The organism is Guptibacillus hwajinpoensis (assembly GCF_020524165.1).
GTDB classification, from domain to species: Bacteria; Bacillota; Bacilli; order Bacillales; family Guptibacillaceae; genus Guptibacillus; species Guptibacillus hwajinpoensis_D.
Genome location: NZ_JAIVKU010000007.1, coordinates 1 through 17,281, shown reverse-complemented (window position 1 = coordinate 17,281; position 17,281 = coordinate 1). Strand labels below are relative to the sequence as shown.

The following is a 17,281-nucleotide window of genomic DNA, read 5'->3' as shown; positions in this document are numbered from 1 at the left end:
GGGGGCGCCTATTTTGCAAGAAGCACTACTCGAAGTAAAACAGCTAAAGAAGCACTTCCCTATTCAGGGAGGCGTGCTGAAACAACAGGTAGGAACAGTAAAAGCTGTAGACGGTGTAACCTTTACCTTACATAAAGGAGAAACATTTGGATTAGTTGGGGAAAGTGGATGTGGAAAATCCACTACAGGTCGGATGTTGATGAGACTTCTTGAGCCAAGTGAAGGTGAAGTTCTGTTTGATGGGAAAGAAATGACGACATTAAATAAAAAGGATCTCCGTCATTTAAGGAAAGATATTCAAATGGTCTTTCAAGATCCCTTCGCTTCGCTTAATCCGAGGCATACAGTAGAAAAAATTATTGAAGAACCTCTTATCGTTCATCAGCTAGGTAATAAAGCAGAGCGGAAGAAGCGAGTTCGAGAACTTCTAGAGATTGTTGGCCTTAGCGCATACCATGCAAAGCGGTATCCGCACCAATTCAGCGGTGGGCAGCGCCAGAGAATAGGAATTGCACGGGCACTTGCTGTTAATCCAAAATTAATTATTGCAGACGAACCGGTTTCAGCCCTTGATGTATCGATCCAGGCTCAAGTACTAAATCTGTTAGAAGATCTCCAAAAAGAGCTTGGACTAACATATTTGTTTATTGCCCATGATCTAGGGGTTGTCCGTCATATTAGCGATCGCGTCGGAGTGATGTACTTGGGACGCATCGTTGAGATGGCAGATAGTGAAAAGCTTTATTTGGATTCAAAACATCCGTATACACAGGCTCTTCTTTCAGCGGTGCCGGTTCCAGACCCTGAATATGGGAAAGACAGAATTATCCTTACGGGAGATGTACCAAGTCCATCGAATCCGCCATCAGGGTGTCCTTTTCACACTAGATGTCCTAAGGCAATGGACGTATGTAGCTCCGTTGTTCCTGAATTCAGGGAAATAGAACCCGGACACCATACAGCGTGTCATCTGTATGAAGAAGACCTTGTATAAATCACAAACATGACTAAGGGGGAAGAACATGAAGAAAACCATTTTTTCATTACTGTTTGTTTTGCTACTTTCTATTGGTCTAGCCGGTTGCGGTGGATCGAACGAATCGAGTGGCAATGGTGGGGGAGACTCCGGAGACGGGGGAGAAGAGGCAGGTGGAACATTGATCTTTGGTCGCGGCGGTGACTCTGTATCACTGGATCCAGCATCTGTTACAGACGGGGAATCTTTTAAAGTAACAAAGAATATTTTTGATACGTTGCTTGACTACGGTGATGATAACACCGATGTTCAGGAAGCTCTTGCAACAGATTGGGAAGTTTCTGACGATGGTAAGACATATACGTTCACACTTCGTGAAGGTGTGAAGTTCCACGACGGTACAGACTTTAACGCAGATGCCGTTGTTTACAACTTCGAACGTTGGATGAATGGGAATGAAGAAGCTTTCTATTACTATAAATCCATGTTTGGTGGATTTAAAGGTGATGAAGGTCACGTTATTGAAAGTGTAACGGCGAAAGACGATTACACGGTTGAATTTAAGCTGAAGCGTCCACAAGCACCATTCTTGAAAAACATCGCAATGTCCCCATTTGCGATTGCTAGTCCTGATGCTCTTGAAAAGCAAGGCGATAAGTTTGGTGAAAATCCTGTAGGTACTGGTCCGTTTGTATTTGATCAGTGGAACCGAAATGACAAAATCGTTTTAAATAAAAACGAAGAGTACTGGATGGATGGGTATCCAAAGCTTGATAGCGTAATCTTCCGAGCGATTCCGGATAACTCTGCACGTTTGAATGCACTCATGGCTGGTGAAATCGATTTGATGGATGGTCTGAATCCTTCTGATGTACAACAAGTAGAGGACAATGCTGATCTTCAAACATTCTTCCGTCCGTCTATGAACGTTGGCTATCTTGGTCTTACATCAAACCGTGAGCCGCTAAACAACAAGCTTGTCCGTCAAGCGCTAAACCACGCAGTAGACAAGCAAGCGCTAATTGATTCTTTCTATGCTGGACAAGCTGAACCAGCGAAAAATCCGATGCCTCCAGTAATTGGCGGCTATAATGATGACATCGAACCTTATGAGTATGATCTTGATAAGGCAAAGGAACTTCTAAAGGAAGCTGGCTATGAAGATGGGTTTGAAATGGAGCTTTGGGCTATGCCTGTTCCACGTCCATATATGCCAGATGGCCAAAAAGTAGCAGAAGTTCTTCAGAAAAGCTTCGCTGAAATTGGCGTGGATGCTGAAATCAAATCATACGAGTGGGCAACTTATCTTGAAAAAGCGCGTAATGGTGAAGCAGATAGCTTCTTACTAGGTTGGACTGGCGATAACGGTGACGCTGATAACTTCCTATACGTACTTCTTGATCAAGATAACATTGGAAGCAACAACTATACGTACTATGAGAATCAGGAACTTCATGATCTTCTAATCGAAGCACAGTCAACTCCAGATGAAGAAGAGCGTAATAAGCTTTATAAAGAAGCACAAGAAATTATCCATGAAGATGCACCTTGGATTCCTCTTGTACACTCTAAGCCAGCACTTGGTGGCTCGAGCACAATCAAAGGATTCTCACCGCATCCAACTGGTTCCGACAAGCTTACAAAAGTAACGCTTCAATAGGAAAAAGAAGGGGAGTGATGCACTCCCCTTTTATTCTTCATAACGTTACATACATATTATGACGACATGATTTTTACAGATGGAAGAGGTGAGTAGATGCTTGCATATACAGTTAGACGACTGCTGATGCTCATCCCAGTGTTATTTGGGATGACCCTAATCGTGTTTTTTATGATTCGAGCGATTCCTGGTGACCCAGCTCAGGTCATTTTAGGACAACAGGCAACAGAAGAGGCGATCAAGAGTTTAACCAGACAGCTTGGTCTCGATCAACCGTGGTATCTACAATATATCGATTATATTAAAAACTTGTTTACAGGTGATTTAGGTACTTCCCTTCGAACAAGTTCAGATATTAGTGGAGAAATTTGGCCATACCTTGCTGCAACTCTTGAACTGTCGCTTGTGGCGATGGTTATTGCAATTTTTATTGGCGTTAACGCAGGGATTATTAGTGCCTGGTTCCAAAATTCTTGGTTTGATTACACGGCTATGGTACTAGCACTAATTGGTGTATCGATGCCTGTTTTCTGGCTTGGGTTGATGGAACAGTGGGCTTTCTCACTTGAACTCGGTTGGCTTCCATCAACTGGCCGTGAAAATGTAAGAAATCCAGTTGATGCGATTACTCATCTCTACCTTATTGATACTCTCATTCAAGGGAGAATGGATCAATTTGTTGAAGTCATTAAGCACCTGATTTTACCAGGTATTGCACTGGGTACGATTCCAATGGCGATTATTGCTAGGATGACACGCTCGAGTATGCTTGAAGTAATGCGTTCAGATTTTGTTCGTACAGCACGTGCAAAAGGAACAAAAATGTTTTGGGTTGTTTATAAACATTCTTTAAAGAATGCCTTTATTCCGGTACTAACCGTTATTGGTCTGCAAATGGGATTACTTCTTGGGGGAGCCATTCTGACCGAGACTATCTTTGGATGGCCCGGAATCGGCCGTTATATTTACGATGCGATTAATTTCAGGGATTACCCTGTCATTCAATCCGGTATTCTCATTGTTGCAGTTATCTTTGTTTTTATTAATTTAATTGTCGATCTGCTTTATGCTGCAATTGATCCTCGAATCAAATACAACTAAGGGGGGCTTCTAAAATGGCTGAAATTGCTCCGCAAAAACAAGTGAACGTTCAAAAACAACCAGACGAAGAAGTGTTATCGCCATGGCGTGAAGCCTGGAAAGGATTCAGGAGAAATAAACTAGCAATGGTCGGCATGGGGATTGTGCTCTTTTTTATCCTATTAGCGATATTTGCAGGGGTTATTGCCCCTGAAGGAATAAATGAGCAAAAATTAGGAGAGCGACTCCAATCGCCTTCCGCAAGTCACTGGTTTGGCACCGATGATTTCGGTCGGGATATTTTATCACGTATTATCTATGGGGCACGCATTTCTTTATGGGTTGGTTTTTTTGCTGTACTTGGTTCAGCTGCGATAGGGAGTTTGCTCGGTATGGTGGCAGGATATTATGGTAAGTTAGTGGATACGATTATTTCACGTATCTTTGATATTATGCTTGCCTTTCCAAGTATTCTTCTTGCAATTGCGGTTGTTGCCGTACTTGGACCGTCATTAAGAAATGCGCTGATTGCGATTGCCATTATCAATATTCCGAACTTTGGGCGGCTTGTTCGCTCTAGAGTGTTAAGTGTAAAACAGGAAGAATATGTGATGGCGGCAAGAGCGGTTGGCATGAAAGATTCCAGAATTATTTTTCATCATGTACTTCCCAATTCTCTCGCACCCATTATTGTGCAAGGAACACTTGCAATTGCTACCGCCATTCTAGAAGCTGCCGCTCTAAGCTTTCTTGGACTCGGTGCACAAGCCCCTCAGCCTGAGTGGGGGAAAATGCTAGCAGATTCTCGTTCGTACATTATCCAGGCACCGTGGACGGTATTTTTCCCAGGACTTGCAATTATGCTGACGGTTCTTGGATTTAACCTACTAGGTGACGGTCTTCGTGATGCGCTAGATCCTAAAATGAAGAAATAAAAAAAATCAGCCGATTCGGCTGATTTTTTTATTTGGCGTGAAGCTCTTGAATGTCGACTTCATTCTCTTCCTGGTGATAGGAATGGAAGCTATCGACAAGTAAGTCAAGGTGTTCAAGTTGATCGTGGTAATCAATAATCATCCCGATTAGTGGGAAAATTGTCATCCAAAGCTCGCGATTACATTCGCCATTTTCGTATAAGTCAACATAGCGTTCGGTTAAGGTGGATTCCCCAGATCCAACCGTGTTTAACATTTCTTCAGGGGACTGGTTTCTCACTTTCCCGATATATTTTAAATGGATCCGTTCGTGGTAATTTGTAAGCTCATCGAGGTGAGTCTGGATCATCTTTCTAACTTCATCGGGCATAATGAGAATTTTAACATCAAGTTGGTCTAGCATTTTAAGGATAGCGAGAGACTTTTCTGTTGTAGCGATCATCTGTCTGAACAGTACGAGCTTTCGAGCTTTTACAAAATCTCTTCGCTTGAAGTACGTACGCTCTTCTTTAAATAGAAGAAAGTACTGATCACTTTTAACGGTATCTTCTTTTAATTTAATTAAGTTCTCTTTTAATACTTTGTGTTCGGCATCATTTCGAGTAGCAAGCCTGATCCACTGTGAAATGTATTCTGTATTGCTTACAATTTTATGGAATAATTTCGTTTCATATCTTGGTGGAACGAAAACTAAGTTTACACAGAAAGAACTCACTACACCAACCATAATAACTAAGAATCGGTTTGTTGCAAACGTGATAAATTCCTCCTGAGGAGCATTCATGATTAAGATAACGGTGACGATGGCAAGCGGAATCGTACTTTCTATTTTTAATTTGATATTGATTGCAATAATAATGATTGCGCCTAAGCCAATGACGATTGGCTGATTTCCAAATAGCAGAACGAGCACGACGGCAAGTAGGGCTCCGATAATGTTGGATTGGAATTGATCAATAATGGTTTGATAAGATCTGTAGATGGACGGCTGAATGGCAAACAATGCAGCTACTCCGGCAAAGGTCGGAGGTTCGAGTCCAAGCCATGTTGCGATATAAAGTGCGAGAGTAATCGCAAGCCCTGTTTTAAAAATACGGGCACCAAACTTCATTCGATTATAAGTCCTTTCGTCGAGTACTTTTAGTATAGAGAGTATCCTCTAATTCCTCTTTTAAACATATGAGACGTTCTAGTTATACATCGGAATGCTCAAGATAGCAAGCCTTATTTCAAATAATGTCAAAGATAGTAGAAAAGACAGAATGAAGGTGCTTCACTCTGTCTCTTTTCATTAAGCCATTAGTTGGAAGACGCGTTTCACGGCTTCAAGCGTTTCATCAATATCTTTTTCTGTGTGTTCTGTTGTAAGGAACCACGCCTCGTATTTAGAAGGTGCAAGGTTGATCCCTTCATTCAGCATAAGTTTAAAGAAGCGAGCAAATTTCTCACCATCTGAATCTTCAGCCTGTTTGTAATTCATTACTTTCTCATCATTAAAGTAGACAGTAAGAGCCCCTTTAAGACGGTTGATTGTAATCTGAATGCCCGCATCCTTTGCGTGTTGAAGGATGCCTAATTCAAGTCGTTCTCCAAGTTTGTCTAAGTGATCGTATACCCCTTCTTCTTGAAGGACTTCAAGACACGCAATGCCTGCTGAGATTGAAGCGGGATTTCCGGCCATTGTACCAGCTTGATAAGCAGGTCCTAGAGGGGCAACGTGTTCCATAATCTCGCGTTTACCGCCGTATGCGCCAATTGGAAGTCCACCACCAATGATTTTCCCTAATGCTGTCATATCTGGTTCTACACCAAGTAAGTTTTGAGCCCCGCCGTACATAAATCGGAACGCAGTGATCACTTCATCATAGATAACGAGTGCTCCATGTTGATGAGTAATTTCGTTCACTTGTGCTAGGAAGCCGTCCTCTGGCTCAACAATGCCGAAATTCCCAACAATTGGCTCAACGAGAACACCTGCTACTTCATCTCCCCATTTATCCATAGCTTCTTTATACGCTTCAATGTCGTTAAACGGGACTGTGATTACTTCTCTGGCGATGCTTTTTGGAACGCCTGCTGAGTCAGGACTTCCAAGAGTAGCAGGACCAGAACCAGCAGCCACTAGTACAAGATCTGAGTGTCCGTGATAGCAACCAGCAAATTTCACAATTTTGTTGCGACCCGTATAAGCTCTTGCTACACGAATGGTTGTCATAACAGCTTCTGTTCCTGAGTTTACAAATCGAACTCGTTCAAGAGATGGAATGGCATCTTGAAGCATGGCTCCAAAGCGGTTCTCTAAAATTGTAGGAGTGCCATATAACACGCCATTCTCTGCAGCTTTTGTGATTGCTTTTGTAATATGTGGATGAGCATGTCCAGTAATAATTGGTCCGTAGGCGGCCAGGTAGTCTATGTACTTATTGCCATCCACATCCCAGAAATAAGGGCCTTTCGCTTTTTCCATGAAAACTGGCGTACCGCCACCGACCCCTTTGTAGGAACGAGATGGACTGTTTACGCCACCTAGCATAATATCAAGTGATTCTTTATGGTGTTGTTCTGATTTCGTGAAATTCATGTTAACCTCCTAGTCTTACTTGTTCATCACTATCCATTGTAGCATGAGTAGAGCGGAACAAAACACTATTCCCACTTGCGCTTAAGCGCAATGATTGTTTAATAGGAGTGGCTCTTGTAAACTAAGTTGGTGTGTAAAAAGGAGGATAACGAATGGAAAAGGTTATTGATGTGCAGTCATTGCGTAAGGATTTTAAATCTCATTCAAGCCGATCAGGATTAAAAGGAGCGTTTCGAGATCTGTTTACGCGTAATTATAAAGTGATTTCTGCCGTAAAAGATATATCGTTTACTGTTAACGAAGGGGAAATGGTAGGGTATATCGGAGAAAATGGTGCTGGAAAGTCAACAAGCATTAAAATGCTAACTGGCATTTTAACTCCAACTTCTGGGACTGTTCGGGTGAATGGAATGGACCCTCATAAAGAACGTGAAAAGTTTGTTCGTTCCATTGGCGTTGTGTTTGGTCAACGTTCTCAATTGTGGTGGGATATTGCCGTACAGGAATCGTTTCGTTTGCTTAAGAAAGTCTATAACGTACCGGATGATGTGTATAACGAACATATGAATCACGTTATTGAATCGCTTGATATTGGACCGCTTCTTGATAAGCCTGTAAGAAAATTATCACTTGGCCAACGGATGCGTTGTGAATTAGCAGCGGCTCTTCTCCATAATCCAAAGCTTCTATTTCTTGATGAACCAACTATTGGTCTTGATGTACTTGTAAAGTTAAAGATTCGTAATTTCTTGAAGGAGATTAATGAGAAGTACAAGACCACAATCTTACTTACCACCCATGACCTTACAGATATTGAAGCGTTATGTGATCGGGTTGTCATGCTTGATGAAGGACAAATTATTTATGATGGGAAACTTGCTAAGCTCCGTTCTAACTGGGGAGAAGGAAAGCAGATTGAATTTCAGTTTGGTGAACAGGTTAGTGGTGAACAACTCCAACCTTTATTGAAAGAACTCGAAGCAGAATGGACAAAAGGTGACCGAGATAACGTATGGATTGCGAATGTGATTAACGAAGAGCACGTGATTTCTGAAGTGATTGGTCGAGTTGTGGCGGCAAATCGAATTACGGATATTAAAATTCATGAAATTTCGACGGAAGAGATTATTCGAAATATCTATGAAGAAGGTATGCTCAATGGGTAAATATCTCGAAATGATTCGAGTTCGTTTTTTAATGATGCTTGCCTATCGAACGAACTATTATAGCGGAATTTTAATTTATAGCATTAATATCGGAGCGTACTACTTCTTGTGGAATGCCATTTATGGTGGAAAAGGAGAAATTGAAGGATTATCTGTGATTCAGATGACAACCTATGTTGCGGTTGCCTGGATGGCAAGAGCTTTTTACTTTAATAACATTGATCGAGAAATCGCTCAGGAAATTAAAGAAGGTAAGGTGGCAGTAGAATTTATTCGGCCTTATCACTATTTACTAATGAAAACGATGCAAGGACTTGGTGAAGGGATTTTTCGTTTAAGTTTCTTCTCTATCCCTGGAATGGTCATTGTTAGCCTTGTTTTTCCAATTGAATTTTCAGCGGCGTTTTCTACGTGGGTATTCTTTATGATTGCTATTATTCTAAGTTTTATTGTGAATACGCAAATTAATTTGCTGACAGGTGTTATGACTTTCTTTTTCTTTAATAACGATGGACTGATCCGAGCAAAGCGTGTTGTCATCGATTTGTTCTCGGGGTTATTACTTCCAATTAGCTTCTACCCAGGTTGGGCGCAGAATGTTATGGACTTTCTTCCATTTCAAGCGATTAGCTATATCCCAAGTATGATTTTTACAGAAGGTTTTACTGGGAGTGCGGTTTGGGAAGCGATTCTTTTCCAGCTTGTCTGGGCGGTTATTTTGATTCTTCCAATTCAAGCGCTATGGGTCATTGCCAAAAAACGCTTGATTGTACAGGGAGGGTAATAGATGAAGCATACTAGTATTTTCTTTCTATATGTAGCACAGTATATGAAAACAAGATTAACCTATCGTGTTGATATGCTGATGGAGATTATGTCTGATTTACTGTTCCAAGCAGTGAATCTCATTTTTATATTGGTTGTATTCGGTCATACAAATATGCTTAGCGGCTGGTCGAAAGATGAAATTATATTTATTTATGGCTTTTTCCTCGTTCCATTTGCCATCTTTGGTGCATTCTTTAATATTTGGGATTTCAATGAAAGGTATATTGTTAAGGGGGAAATGGATCGAATCCTAACAAGACCTGTGCATAGTTTGTTTCAAATTATTTTAGAACGAATGGAGCTTGAATCGTTATTTGGGGTACTAACTGGTATCGCTGTGATGATTTATGCTGGAAGCCGTCTTGACCTAGGCCTATCATGGTATGATCCAATTGTTTTTCTTTTCATGGTTCTGGGCGGAGCGTTTGTCTACGCAGGAATCTTTATTCTGCTAGCTAGTATTAGTTTCTGGTCTGATAGCAGAACGAGTATTATGCCAATGATGTACAACATCGGAAACTATGGAAGATACCCGGTTGATATTTACAATAAAGTGATTCGCTTTGTATTAACGTGGATCTTACCTTTTGCTTTTGTTGGTGTTTATCCATCTGCTTATTTCTTAGGTCGTGAAGAATGGTACGGTTATGCTTTTCTTACCCCAGTGATGGGTGCTGTCTTTTTTGGATTTGCGATCTTTATGTGGAATATTGGTGTCACAAAGTATCGAGGTGCCGGTAATTAAAAGTCCAGAGGGATTCCCTCTGGACTTTTGTTTTTGGCTAGACCATTTCTAAAAGGGAGGTATCGACTGTTTCTTTTAACTTTTTTATACCCAGTCTTGTGCGGCTTTTTACAGTACCAAGCGGGATGTTTTTCTTAGAAGCTACTTCTGCCTGACTATACCCATCGATGTAGATAAGTTTTAGGATTTCTTGTTGTTCTGTTTTTAATGAATCCAAGGCTCTATAAACCATTTCTTTCGTTCCGAAGTCTTCTTGCAGATAATAGTTTCTATCGACTAAATGACGGTCTTCTACAACCGTTTCTTTAAAACGACGCTGTTCTTTTTTTATCCGATCAATGGCTCGGTTTCGTGTAATCTGGCTTACCCATGAAGAAAGTTTCCCTTTATCAGGCTGGAACTGCGTTCGCTTGTTCCACACCTCTAAATAAACATCCTGAACGATTTCTTCGGCAATTTGCTGATCATTGACTATGCGACGGGCGATTCGTAAAAGCGTTTGATGGTTTTCAATACAAAAGACTTTAAAATGCTCTTCGTTTTCACTATCCCAGTAAGCAATCGCATAATTGCCTTTACTCATTAGTCTGTTCCTCCTCCGAGCTTTTCTAGTTGCTCTATTCCCTTGAATTCGAAATAAAAACAATGTAAGTGTTGAAAAAGTGATCCAATAACAAGGATTTTGTCGTATTAATGAATGAACAAAGGTTATACAAAAGTATAACAAAAATTAAACTAGGGGAGTGGATGGAATGCTTAGGAAGTTTATGGCAGCTGCGGTTGCGATGGTAATGATGTTCGGAATAATTGGTGGGACGGCTTTTGCGGATAATCACGAAGCCATGGTACGAGTGATTCATGCTTCTCCAGATGCACCTGCTGTTGATGTCTATGTAGATGGTGAAGCGGTTGTAGAGGGTGCTGAATATAAGCAAGCGACAGATTATATGGCACGTCCAGCAGGCGACCACGATATTGAAGTATTCCCAGCGGGTGAGAATGGTGAAGGGGAGCCAGTTATCAGTCAGTCAGTAACACTGGAAGAAGGAATGAAATACTCTGCTGCAGCTGTCGGTAAACTAGATAGCATCTCTCTTTGGGCTTTAAGCGATGAAACGGAAGCATCTGAAGGAAAAGCAAAAGTAAGAGTGGTACATGCTTCTCCAGATGCTCCTAATGTAGATGTAGCAGTTAAAGATGGGGATGTTTTATTCTCAGATGTAGCATTTAAATCAACGTCTGATTACGCTGAAGTTGATCCAATGACAGTCGATCTTGAAGTTCGACCAGCAGGTTCTGAAGATGTTGTTCTAGAAATCCCCGGGGTTGAATTGAAAGAAGGGTATGTATATTCCGTTTATGCTATAGGTCTTGTAGATGGAGAACCAACTCTTGAAGCGTGGCCAATGGTTGATACAACAAATATGCCTTCAGAAATGCCAAAAACGGGTATGGGTGGTACAGCTGATCAGTCTCATACAGTTGCATGGGCTCTACTAGGTGGAGCCATTCTAGCAGCAGGAACTGGCATCTATTTTCGTAAGAAGCAAACAGCTTAACTTAAGGTAGAAGGAGGAGCAGTCATGCCGTTTAAAAAGCTTTTAATGAGTATGTTACTTATAGGAGCAGCGGTAGGCTGCTCTTCTTCTCACCAATCAGATGAAATGAAAGAAGTACTATCTAATAAAGAAACTGAACTGATTACTGCACCGGAGGTAAGGGCAGTTTCTCGCACAGAGAGTGAAGAATCAGATGGGCCGATGATGGAGGGGGTTACTCCTGCTCAAGTGTCCATCCCGGCAATAAATGTAGAGGCTAACGTAGAACATGTTGGCCAATTACCAAATGGGCAAATGGACGTACCGAAAGATGATCGTAACGTTGGATGGTATCAGCCTGGAGCGAAACCTGGTGAAATCGGGAATGCTGTTCTTGCTGGTCACGTTGATAACAAAACTGGGCCATCGGTATTCTTTCACCTTGAAGATTTAGAAGGTGGAGATATCGTTACGGTTACGGATGAAAATGGAAAGGCGTATGATTTCGAAGTGTATGCTGTTAAATCTTATCCTAGAAATAAAGCACCTCTCGAGAAAGTATTTGGAACAAGCTCTAAACCAGGTCTTAATTTAATTACTTGTACAGGGACATTTAATCGAGATGCCGGGACCCACGAAGAGCGGCTGGTGGTCTACACAACACTTGTTTCAAAATAGTTCGTCCTAAATTCAACAAACACCTCATAAAACTATTATGAGGTGTTTACTAATGCTCTTATTGATTACTTGTGCCATTGTTCTTGCCCTTATTAGTGTGGGGAGAAGTATGGTCGCTCTTATGAAAAGAACGAGAGTACCTGGAAGTCTTCTTTCTGTTTATAAGATGTTTCTTCTATTCCTTGTTTATTTAACGATGATCACCGCTTTTGGTAGTTTGTATTTAAGTCTAATTATCCTTGATATCCCTGTTCTTCAAGAAGGACATGTGGATCTTGCAGATATGTCATTCACCCCGCTTACAAGGGTGCAGTCTGTACTATATTTCAGTGCCGTTACACTTCTGTCTGTTGGCTATGGAGATCTTACGCCAATTGGAGTAGGAAGATGGATTGCGATTATCGAAGCATTAATTGGCTACTTAATGCCGGCTGCGTTTTTCGTCACTACAATTGTCGATTATCGAGAAAGCACGAAGTTGTAAGTTTGACTGAATTTCGTTACGCTTAACTTAAGATGATTAAAGGAGGCGTAACAATGAGTGTTGAAATTGGCGAAAAAGCTCCTGATTTTAAATTAGAAGCAAGTACAGGAGAAACTGTATCCCTTTCCGACTATAAAGGAAAAAATGTCGTGCTTTATTTCTACCCTAAAGATATGACACCTGGATGTACGACGGAGGCATGTGATTTTCGTGATCACATTGAAGGATTTGAAGAACTGGATACGGTCATTTTGGGAGTAAGTCCTGATCCTGTCGAAAAACATAAGAAATTCATTGATAAGTATGATCTTCCGTTTCTTCTACTTGCAGATGAGGATCATTCTGTTGCAGAGGCATATGATGTATGGCAGTTAAAGAAAAATTTTGGAAAAGAGTACATGGGCATTGTACGGTCAACTTTTGTGATTGATAAAGAAGGAAAGCTTGTCAAAGAGTGGCGCAAAGTCCGTGTGAAGGATCATGTGGAGTCTGCCTTAAGCTATATAAAAGAAAACTTATCTTAAACGTTTGTCTACAGGGCATTTGGCTATACTCATTAGATTTTTGTACATAGAGTATAGTAGATCATATCTTCAGTTGAGAGCGCTTCTTGCGCTCTTTTTTTTTTTGTTGAAAAGGCTTTTGCTTAAATGAAGCGGCTCATTCAGCTATACTTTAATCATAGTAAAGAAACTCATGAAAGGGTTGAAAAAATGAAGGTACTATCAACTGGTAAACTAAGAACAGCTATTAAAGCTCGCTTAAAAGAAAACTATCCAGCGCTCACATTTCAGTTCTTTTCATCCATGGAAGAAGCGGAACCGTATCTTTCCGAAGCTGAAGTTCTACTTACATATGGGGAAGATTTAAACGAGGCTCATATTCAGAAAGCCTCCCAATTAAAATGGATTATGGTTCTTTCAGCAGGGCTCGAACGGATGCCGCTTCAAGCCATTAAAGAAAAAGGTATCCTTCTTACAAATGCGAGAGGAATTCACCGGATTCCTATGGCAGAGTATACCCTCTCCGTTATGCTTCAAGTTGCAAGGGGGACAAAACAAGTACTTTCCAACGAATCCTCGAAAGTATGGAAGAAAAAAACGCCAATACGCGAAATCACTGGTAGCACAATTGGAATTATTGGGACCGGTGCAATTGGCAGTGAGATTGCAAGAGTAGCGAAAGCCTTTCGGATAAAAACGCTAGGGGTGAATCGATCAGGACATATAGTAGAGCACTTTGATGAAATTTATAAAAATGATGACCTTCTATCCATGCTCCCGAAATGTGATTATGTGATTAGTGTACTACCTAGTACGAGCGAAACAGTAGATTATTTTAAAAAGGAACAATTTTCGGCCATGAAACAATCAGGCGTATTTATTAATATTGGTAGAGGAGATACTGTAAAGGAACAGGATCTTATTGATGCATTAAATGAAAATAAAATGGCTCATGCTGTGTTGGATGTATTTAAAAAAGAACCATTGGATTCTTCTCACCCATTTTGGGAGATGGAAAATGTAACGGTGACCCCGCACCACTCAGCGATCTCTGACAACTATCAGCCTAGAGCGATCGAAATTTTTGAGCATAATTTGGTTCACTATCAAAATAAAACGAATGAATTTGAGAATGTGATTGATCCAGATAGGGGGTATTAAAAATGAAAATTTATACGAAGACAGGTGATAAAGGGGAAACCTCTCTCATTTACGGCCAAAGGGTATCTAAAAGCGATATTCGAGTAGAGGCATATGGAACCTGTGATGAAGCGAACTCTCAGATTGGACTTGCCTTAAGCTATATTGGCGCAGCTCACTTTGATGGCAAAGAAGAGTGGCAAACGATTTTTCATAAAATACAAACGCGGCTCTTCCATGTTGGGGCAGAGCTTGCAACTCCAAAAGGAAAAAAAGTAGGATGGACAATTGAGGAAGCGCATATTAATGAAATGGAAATGCAAATCGACGCTTGGGAACAGCAGCTTGAACCTTTGCGTAACTTTATTTTACCGGGTGGGTACTCAGCGGGAGCTTGTTTGCATGTGGCCCGCACGATTGTGAGACGTGCTGAACGTCTTACAACAATGGTTGAGGAAGTGAATCCACTTGTTCTATCATTTTTAAATCGTCTTTCTGATTTCTTATTTGTTGCGGCTCGATTCATTAACTATCACATGGGAGAAAATGAGTCTGTTCTTCACGAGGATCAGAAGTAACGATCCCTTTCTAGGCGTGCTGTTATTGACAAAACCCATGCTTACCATGTACACTAATTATAAACATTACAAAGTAAGAATGCTTGTTGAAAGCGAGGTGCATGACGAATGGCTGAAGAGAAACTGCATGAAGCAATTGATGCAATGAAAAATTCAGGAGTGCGTATTACCCCGCAGCGTCATGCCATTCTGGAGCATTTAATCCAGTCCATGTCACATCCTACAGCAGATGAAATATATAAGTCTCTTGAAGGAAAATTTCCTAATATGAGTGTAGCAACCGTTTATAATAACCTAAGAGTATTTAAGGAAATTGGACTGGTGAAAGAATTAACGTACGGAGATGCTTCCAGCCGATTTGATTGTGTCACTACAGATCATTACCATATTATTTGTGATGATTGTGGTAAGATTGTAGACTTTCATTATCCGGGATTGGACGAAGTAGAAACGCTTGCGGAACAGGTAACAGGCTTCCGAGTCGGCGATCACAGAATGGAGATTTACGGAAAGTGTCCAGATTGCCAAAAAAGCAAACATTAATTTAAAAAAGCTTCCGCCACTTATATGACGGAAGCTTTTTTTATTGCGTTCTTTTTTGAGCTCTTTTTACATTGTATTTTTCGTCAAATTCTTTCCCGTCCAAGTTAGGGTCCATTGTTAACGGCTGTTTGCAATGCATACAAGCATCTACACGTCCGAGAACTTTCGTTGGTTTTTCGCAATTTGGACAGACTACCTGTATCGCTCTTGTCGAGAGCATGCCGATCCAAAAGTAGACAACGGCACTTGCGATTGTTGCTAGAAATCCAATGAGCATAAAGATGGTCATAAGCAAGACGGAAGTCTTGAAGAATATTCCTATATACATAATCGCAATTCCAATAAATACGAGACTTAGTGCGAACGTACGAATTTTATTAATCTTATTAGTATACTTTAATTGCATTGCATGTCCCTCCTGCATCCAATTATAGCATAAGCAAAAGGTGTAAGCACTTTCCTTATCGGGCAAATGGTTGAATCAATATTTCTTTCACAGTGTCATCAATCTATAGAAATAAATAATGATCTAAAATGAAACTTCAAATTGAGGGATTGCTTATTTTTCGACAGGATTTATAATATGGACTGTTGAATACTTAAGAGAATAAGTGAAAAGAGAATATGGTTGATTAATGAAACAAAAGTATAAGTACTTCTGGAGGATCGAATAATGGAGAATCTTTTAAGGCCGATTTATCAAGAGAGAGCAAGTCACCCAGGAACGCTCGGTGTGCTAGTTATTGAAAAAACAAAGCCTTTTCATCCGCTTACAGATAATTTTGATGTTGTATTACTGATCATCGTGCAAAATAATGAGAAACCATGGTTCGTGAAGCATTATGATTTTGAAGGAAAGAAAGCAGCGATGCACGTCGTTTCTGAAGAGCAAGTTAATGATTGGTTAATTTCTGGTAGCCATCGCCGTCTTGTGGCATGGCTTGTTAACGGAAAAATTATTTTTGATCGTAACGAGTACATAGCTGGTTTAAAAGAAAGGATTAGAGACTTTCCTTATGAAGAGCGTACTCGTAAAATCGGGGTAGAGTTTGCAAGATTAATTCGTCGTTATACAGAAGGAAAAGAGTTGTTTGCATCCAGGCAATACATGGATGCCTATAATTTTATTCTTCATGCTTTGCATCACCTTGCTCGTTTATCTGTAATTGAGCATGGGTTTCATCCAGAGATTACAGTTTGGAATCAGGTGAAACATATAGAACCTGAAATCTTCAAGCTTTATACTGAACTTTTATCTGGGGAAGACCCACTTGATAAACGACTGGAATTACTTCTCCTTGCAAATGACTTTTCATTATCATCAAAATCAAAAAACGCAACTGTTCATATCCGAAAGGTTATGAACGAGCATCGTAAGGCTTGGACTTATCAGGAACTAATGGAAGAAGAGCAGCTTAAAGAATACGGAATAGATCTTGGTGCACTGCTAGAATATATGATTGAAAAAGGTCTAGTTGAAGTGCATAGAAGCGAGACAAAAGGGTCTGGTATCTTTATTAGAGAATACAGTGCAATCGAATGAATGTTATAAGCGGAGAAAAAATATCAAGAAAAGGGTTGACCCTATTTTTTCTCCGTGGTATATTATTACTTGTCGCCGCGAGAGATTGCGACGCTAACGAAAAAAACTTTTAAAAAGTTGTTGACGCCGAACGAGTTAATGTGGTACATTAATAAAGTCGCTGAAAACGACATTGAAAGAAACGAATTGCTCTTTGAAAACTGAACGAAACGCCATGTAAGTAGTTGTTTCTACGGAAACAAACATTGTTTTAAAAGCTAGATTAAGCTTTCTATCGGAGAGTTTGATCCTGGCTCAGGACGA

The 17,281-nt window shown here is 40.5% G+C and carries 19 protein-coding genes; 15 read left to right on the top strand and 4 right to left on the bottom strand.

Going from position 1 to position 17,281, the window contains the following annotated elements; all coding sequences use genetic code 11:
- The first annotated feature begins 13 nt into the window (after window positions 1–13).
- The 4 genes from LC090_RS19330 (at window position 14) to nikC (ending at window position 4,651) form a co-directional block, all read left to right on the top strand.
- Window positions 14–994: an ABC transporter ATP-binding protein gene (locus tag LC090_RS19330; protein ID WP_160920689.1), complete on the top strand. Its 981-nt coding sequence runs from the start codon at window positions 14–16 to the stop codon at window positions 992–994.
- 28 nt (window positions 995–1,022) lie between these two features.
- Window positions 1,023–2,636, top strand: coding sequence for an ABC transporter substrate-binding protein (locus LC090_RS19325; RefSeq protein WP_226659718.1), 1,614 nt, complete (start codon window positions 1,023–1,025; stop codon window positions 2,634–2,636).
- Between the two features lie 96 nt (window positions 2,637–2,732).
- The gene (locus LC090_RS19320) at window positions 2,733–3,737 is read left to right on the top strand and encodes an ABC transporter permease (protein ID WP_226659715.1); all 1,005 of its coding nucleotides are present in this window, start codon (window positions 2,733–2,735) and stop codon (window positions 3,735–3,737) included.
- A gap of 14 nt (window positions 3,738–3,751) precedes the next feature.
- Window positions 3,752–4,651, top strand: coding sequence for a nickel transporter permease (gene nikC / locus LC090_RS19315; protein ID WP_224598878.1), 900 nt, complete (start codon window positions 3,752–3,754; stop codon window positions 4,649–4,651).
- Between the two features lie 28 nt (window positions 4,652–4,679).
- Here the strand turns inward: nikC and LC090_RS19310 are convergent, their stop codons facing one another.
- Window positions 4,680–5,762 (bottom strand): aromatic acid exporter family protein, encoded by a 1,083-nt coding sequence (locus LC090_RS19310; protein WP_226659713.1) that lies wholly within the window; start codon window positions 5,760–5,762, stop codon window positions 4,680–4,682.
- 180 nt (window positions 5,763–5,942) lie between these two features.
- On the bottom strand, window positions 5,943–7,232 hold the full coding sequence (locus LC090_RS19305; RefSeq protein WP_226659712.1) for a glutamate-1-semialdehyde 2,1-aminomutase: 1,290 nt from the start codon (window positions 7,230–7,232) through the stop codon (window positions 5,943–5,945).
- A gap of 152 nt (window positions 7,233–7,384) precedes the next feature.
- Between LC090_RS19305 and LC090_RS19300 the strand changes: the two genes are divergently transcribed.
- Genes LC090_RS19300 through LC090_RS19290 form a run of 3 tightly spaced genes read left to right on the top strand, consistent with a single transcriptional unit; the run spans window position 7,385 to window position 9,971 of the window.
- On the top strand, window positions 7,385–8,398 hold the full coding sequence (locus tag LC090_RS19300) for an ABC transporter ATP-binding protein (protein WP_098446325.1): 1,014 nt from the start codon (window positions 7,385–7,387) through the stop codon (window positions 8,396–8,398).
- Window positions 8,391–9,182, top strand: coding sequence for an ABC transporter permease (locus LC090_RS19295; RefSeq protein WP_226659711.1), 792 nt, complete (start codon window positions 8,391–8,393; stop codon window positions 9,180–9,182). Before LC090_RS19300 ends, LC090_RS19295 begins: the two co-directional genes overlap by 8 nt.
- Before the next feature lie 3 nt (window positions 9,183–9,185).
- Entirely contained in the window at window positions 9,186–9,971 is a 786-nt protein-coding gene (locus tag LC090_RS19290; RefSeq protein WP_226659709.1) for an ABC transporter permease, read from the top strand.
- A gap of 37 nt (window positions 9,972–10,008) precedes the next feature.
- Here the strand turns inward: LC090_RS19290 and LC090_RS19285 are convergent, their stop codons facing one another.
- Entirely contained in the window at window positions 10,009–10,554 is a 546-nt protein-coding gene (locus LC090_RS19285; RefSeq protein ID WP_226659708.1) for an RNA polymerase sigma factor, read from the bottom strand.
- Between the two features lie 169 nt (window positions 10,555–10,723).
- Here LC090_RS19285 and LC090_RS19280 point away from each other — a divergent pair, with 169 nt between their 5' ends.
- From LC090_RS19280 to perR, 7 genes are all read left to right on the top strand, one after another.
- On the top strand, window positions 10,724–11,530 hold the full coding sequence (locus LC090_RS19280) for a DUF4397 domain-containing protein (protein WP_226659707.1): 807 nt from the start codon (window positions 10,724–10,726) through the stop codon (window positions 11,528–11,530).
- A 24-nt stretch (window positions 11,531–11,554) separates the two neighbouring features.
- Window positions 11,555–12,187, top strand: a complete 633-nt coding sequence (locus LC090_RS19275) for a class F sortase (RefSeq protein WP_226659706.1) — start codon at window positions 11,555–11,557, stop codon at window positions 12,185–12,187.
- 52 nt (window positions 12,188–12,239) lie between these two features.
- Window positions 12,240–12,671: an ion channel gene (locus LC090_RS19270; RefSeq protein ID WP_226659705.1), complete on the top strand. Its 432-nt coding sequence runs from the start codon at window positions 12,240–12,242 to the stop codon at window positions 12,669–12,671.
- A 53-nt stretch (window positions 12,672–12,724) separates the two neighbouring features.
- On the top strand, window positions 12,725–13,195 hold the full coding sequence (gene bcp / locus LC090_RS19265) for a thioredoxin-dependent thiol peroxidase (protein ID WP_226659704.1): 471 nt from the start codon (window positions 12,725–12,727) through the stop codon (window positions 13,193–13,195).
- Window positions 13,196–13,384: 189 nt separating this feature from the next.
- Window positions 13,385–14,335, top strand: coding sequence for a D-2-hydroxyacid dehydrogenase (locus LC090_RS19260; RefSeq protein ID WP_226659702.1), 951 nt, complete (start codon window positions 13,385–13,387; stop codon window positions 14,333–14,335).
- Between the two features lie 2 nt (window positions 14,336–14,337).
- The gene (locus LC090_RS19255; RefSeq protein ID WP_226659700.1) at window positions 14,338–14,892 is read left to right on the top strand and encodes a cob(I)yrinic acid a,c-diamide adenosyltransferase; all 555 of its coding nucleotides are present in this window, start codon (window positions 14,338–14,340) and stop codon (window positions 14,890–14,892) included.
- Between the two features lie 108 nt (window positions 14,893–15,000).
- On the top strand, window positions 15,001–15,435 hold the full coding sequence (gene perR / locus LC090_RS19250) for a peroxide-responsive transcriptional repressor PerR (RefSeq protein WP_098446337.1): 435 nt from the start codon (window positions 15,001–15,003) through the stop codon (window positions 15,433–15,435).
- 40 nt (window positions 15,436–15,475) lie between these two features.
- On the opposite strand, the gene LC090_RS19245 is transcribed toward perR, so the two are convergent.
- The gene (locus LC090_RS19245; RefSeq protein WP_224598799.1) at window positions 15,476–15,841 is read right to left on the bottom strand and encodes a YgzB family protein; all 366 of its coding nucleotides are present in this window, start codon (window positions 15,839–15,841) and stop codon (window positions 15,476–15,478) included.
- A gap of 267 nt (window positions 15,842–16,108) precedes the next feature.
- On the opposite strand from LC090_RS19245, the gene LC090_RS19240 reads away from it, so the two are divergent.
- A complete protein-coding gene (locus LC090_RS19240) occupies window positions 16,109–16,978 on the top strand; it encodes a nucleotidyltransferase-like protein (RefSeq protein WP_226659699.1) in 870 nt (289 codons plus the stop codon).
- Window positions 16,979–17,281: the final 303 nt, after the last annotated feature.